The 3,336-nt window shown below is 65.1% G+C and carries 5 protein-coding genes and 1 pseudogene; 2 read left to right on the top strand and 4 right to left on the bottom strand.

Annotated elements, in window-relative coordinates:
• The 3 genes and pseudogenes from AX702_RS12155 to AX702_RS12145 form a co-directional block, all read right to left on the bottom strand.
• Nucleotides 1-340, bottom strand: a pseudogene (locus tag AX702_RS12155) (ABC1 kinase family protein); the annotation flags it as partial.
• Nucleotides 340-1,017, bottom strand: a complete 678-nt coding sequence (locus AX702_RS12150; RefSeq protein WP_231023661.1) for a TetR/AcrR family transcriptional regulator — start codon at nucleotides 1,015-1,017, stop codon at nucleotides 340-342. The pseudogene AX702_RS12155 and the gene AX702_RS12150, both read right to left, overlap by 1 nt.
• 124 nt (nucleotides 1,018-1,141) lie before the next feature.
• On the bottom strand, nucleotides 1,142-2,086 hold the full coding sequence (locus AX702_RS12145; protein WP_046408735.1) for an MlaD family protein: 945 nt from the start codon (nucleotides 2,084-2,086) through the stop codon (nucleotides 1,142-1,144).
• Between the two features lie 113 nt (nucleotides 2,087-2,199).
• On the opposite strand from AX702_RS12145, the gene AX702_RS12140 reads away from it, so the two are divergent.
• Both AX702_RS12140 and AX702_RS12135 read left to right on the top strand, forming a co-directional pair.
• Nucleotides 2,200-2,613, top strand: coding sequence for a PaaI family thioesterase (locus AX702_RS12140; protein WP_046408736.1), 414 nt, complete (start codon nucleotides 2,200-2,202; stop codon nucleotides 2,611-2,613).
• Nucleotides 2,610-3,041, top strand: coding sequence for a PaaI family thioesterase (locus tag AX702_RS12135; protein ID WP_052742494.1), 432 nt, complete (start codon nucleotides 2,610-2,612; stop codon nucleotides 3,039-3,041). Before AX702_RS12140 ends, AX702_RS12135 begins: the two co-directional genes overlap by 4 nt.
• Before the next feature lie 5 nt (nucleotides 3,042-3,046).
• Here AX702_RS12135 and AX702_RS22575 read toward each other — a convergent pair.
• On the bottom strand, nucleotides 3,047-3,336 hold a 290-nt coding region (locus AX702_RS22575; protein ID WP_443026297.1), incomplete at its 5' end, for an alpha/beta fold hydrolase.

The raw sequence follows: 3,336 nt of genomic DNA, 5'->3' as shown, positions 1-3,336 counted from the left end.
TCGGGGAGCCGAGCGCGGCCAGGATCGTCGGCTCCAGCGCCTCGAACGGCAGCGGTGTCACGCGATCCTGCAGCGTTGCCAGCGCACGCACCCATTCCGGCCCTAGCAGGTCTTCACGGGTCGCGAGCACCTGCCCCAGCTTCACCGCGACAGGTCCAAGGTCCCGCAGCAGCGCGACGACCCGCTCGGGCGTACAGACGTCTGCCGGCTGCTCCGAGCGACCTGGCAGCAGACCCAGGCGAGCGGCCAAGCCGTTCAGCCCGTGGCGGCCCATGATCTGGATGAGTTCGGCAAGGCGCGCGCGCTCACCGAGTTGAGGCTCGTCGTCGTTGACGAGCATCACATGGTCCCTTTGTCGACGTGCCGCGGACGGCAGCCGTCGAGAAACAGATCAATCACGCGCAAGATACGTTCGCGAGCTGCATCGTCGTACGCGGGAGGAGACAGCCCGAGCGCCGCGCGGCGCATGGGCGCGACGACGACGAGCGTGACGAACTGCTCGGCAGCGAACACCGGGTCCGCCAGCGACAGCTCGCCCTTGGCATCGGCATGGGCGAGGATGGAGGCCACCCATTGGACAGCCCGCTGATAGCCGAAGTCGTGGATGTTCGCCGCGAGCGCAGGAAAACGCACCGCTTGGGCAATGACGACGCGTTCCATCGAGGCGATCCGAGGCGTCAGGAGCCACTCGAGCAGGCGATCGGCGATGACGCGAAGGCGCGATGCAATGTCGGGTTCGTCGCTGCCGGAGGGTTCGAGCGCGCGCAGCTGCGTATCGATCTCGTCCAGGATGACAGCCTCGAACACGCGAGCCTTGCTGCCGAACCGCGCGTACAGGGTTCGCTTGGAGATGCGCGCCTGTTCGGCGATCATGTCGGCACTGGCGCCGTCGAAACCGTGCTGGAAAAACAGCTCGCGGGCGCTCTTGAGGATATGCGAAGTCAGTCGGAGCGCGTCCTCGGTCGTCGGTCTGCCCATCTTCCCTGGGCGCCGGCTCTTCTTCTCGTCATCGCTCAATCTCGTTCTCCTGGAGCGAGGGTAGCGCGATCCGGACCCGTTGACGAGGATCACGCCGGGACGGTCGGTTCCTCGCCTGCCAGCCCGCTCTCCGACCAGAGTTGTCCTATCGTGTCGCGGTCGATCACTGCCGCGACCCCGGCTTGTAGGTCGGGAGGGACGGTGCACCCACACCCAGCCCTTCCTGATCGAGGCGAACGGCCGTATCTCTGACAGCGCCTGCCTTCTTCCTTGCTGAACGAACGGTTTCACGCAGTTGGGCCTCTTTCACGGTCGCGCTGCGGATCGTGGGTCGAACAGCCTCGACGCGAGCCGTGAGACGCACGGCTCCGCCACGGGCATTCAGCAACGCACGGTTCGCCCTGGCGAGGACGGTTGCGCGGCTTTCTACCACAGCGCTCCCCAACCGTTCGGCGCTTTCGCCGGATCGCTGCAAGGCGTCCCCCAGGGCCACGACACGCCCGCGGGCGCCGGTAAGCGCGTCAGATGCCGCTCCAGCCTTGTCTGCCCAGCCTGCGGAACTCTCCGCGAGCGCCGCCAGCCGATCGCTGGCCCGCTGCTGTTGGGCGGCATCGAGGTTGCGCGACACGGAGTCGACTGTCCGGCTGATCTTGTCCACGAGCGCGACTGGATCCCCTCCCCCGCCAAGAAGCCCACCCTCCTTGGCGGGGATGATGGGAAGCTCACCGACCCTCGTCGCGACGATCGGGGATGCACCGGACTTTGCGCCGTCGAGACTGATGTTGGCCGTCCCTGCCAGTGCGGATCGCGCGATCGTTGCCTTGACACCTGTGACGATGGGGGTTCCCGGTTCGAGGCTGATGGTGACGAGAACCGCTGAGGGATCAGCTCCGTCAAACCGTATGGACGTGACATGGCCCGCCGGGACGCCCGAGAACGTCACTGGTGATCCCTTTTCCAGGCCGGCGACGCTCCCGGTGAAACGGATGAGATACGGGTTTCCGTCTCCACTTCGCGCATCGAAAAGCCAAAGGGTGAAGACGAGAAGCGTGCTCAGCAGAAGGCCGGTGACCGCGAGCACAAGGAATTTGTTGGATCGCGTTTCCATCGCAGGATGCAGACGTTAAGGCGAAGAAGTTTGTAAGTAAACCGTACCGTTTTCCTGTGCTTGGCTTGTGGACGCGGCGGGGAACAGGAATCGTCTGGGCAGGGAGGGGTTTTATGGTTGGAGACTTGAGCTTGCGACCGGGCGACATACCGTGGGGCAATCGGCTGGGCCTTGAGCTCGTTTCGATCGGCGACGGGCTCAGTTCGCTCCGGGTCGATTGGCACGCGGAGCTGGCGGACGAGGAGGAGGCGCTCGCGACCGGTGTGTTGACGAGCCTCATCGATCAGGCCTGCGGCGTTGCCGTGATGTCTCGATTGGGCAGACGGCTGGCGATCTCCACCCTTAACCTGAAGGTGGACCATGTGCGATCCGCCGAGGCGAGATGCCCCGCGACGGCGTGGGCTCACTGCTACGACGCGACCGAGCACCGTGCGTTCGTACGCGCCGAAGTCTGGGATACAGATCCGTCTCACCTGATCGCGACTGCCCAAGGCGTCTTTTCGATCAATCGGGCTGTCGCCCCATGAACGAAGGCGCGATCGGGGCCAGTACCGGGCGGAACGGCTTTGCGAAGCTACTCGGTACCATGATGACGCAAAGCGGTGAAACGTTCACGCTGATCCCCACGGAGGAGCTTGTCGGGAATCCCATTCTGCCCGCCTTGCATGGAGGCGCGATCGCGTCCTTTCTTGAGCTGGCCGCACAGCTTGCTCTCTCCCGCACACTCTCGCCAGGGCAGTCCTGCCGGCTGATCAGCATGAACCTTCAATTTCTCGCCCCGGTCAGACTGGGCGCAGTCAGCACGACGCCGACGCTGGTGCGCGTAGGGCGTCGTGTCGCAGTGGTGCATGCCGAAGGCGTCGAGCGAAACGGAACCGGAAAACTGTGCCTTGCGCAGCTGGAATTCGCCGTCGGACAATCCTCCGGAGACGAGGATCACACCCGACATTCCTGATTGGTTCAGCGGGCCGATCTCCAGAGAGCAAGGATGCTTCTGAGCGCCGTCGCGAAGGCGAGCGGCTCATCCAGCATCAGGTGATGGCGCGCGTTGGGCACCGCGACGATCGGGATCGCGCCGGCTCCCAGTTCGCGCAGATATGCCGCGGAATCCCTGCCGAAGAGCGCGCTGTGCTCGCCGTAGATGATTGCCAGCCGACCGGGCGCCGCGGCGACACGGCGACCCATCGTCATCCATTCGTCCGCCGAGTTGCCGCGCGCGAACACCGCGGGCGAGAACTTCCACGTCCACG

It is taken from the genome of Sphingomonas sp. CCH5-D11, from assembly GCF_001557395.1.
Classification (GTDB): Bacteria; Pseudomonadota; Alphaproteobacteria; order Sphingomonadales; family Sphingomonadaceae; genus Sphingomonas.
The sequence above is the reverse complement of the archived record's forward strand: the minus strand, read 5'-3'. Positions and strand labels throughout refer to the sequence as shown.

Bases quoted from the DNA above. Each gene is read 5' to 3' on its own strand.
- AX702_RS12135 (WP_052742494.1), top strand. From the start codon at position 2,610: ATGAACGAAGGCGCGATCGGGGCCAGTACCGGGCGGAACGGCTTTGCG.
- AX702_RS12140 (WP_046408736.1), top strand. From the start codon at position 2,200: ATGGTTGGAGACTTGAGCTTGCGACCGGGCGACATACCGTGGGGCAAT.
- AX702_RS12145 (WP_046408735.1), bottom strand. From the start codon at position 2,086: ATGGAAACGCGATCCAACAAATTCCTTGTGCTCGCGGTCACCGGCCTT.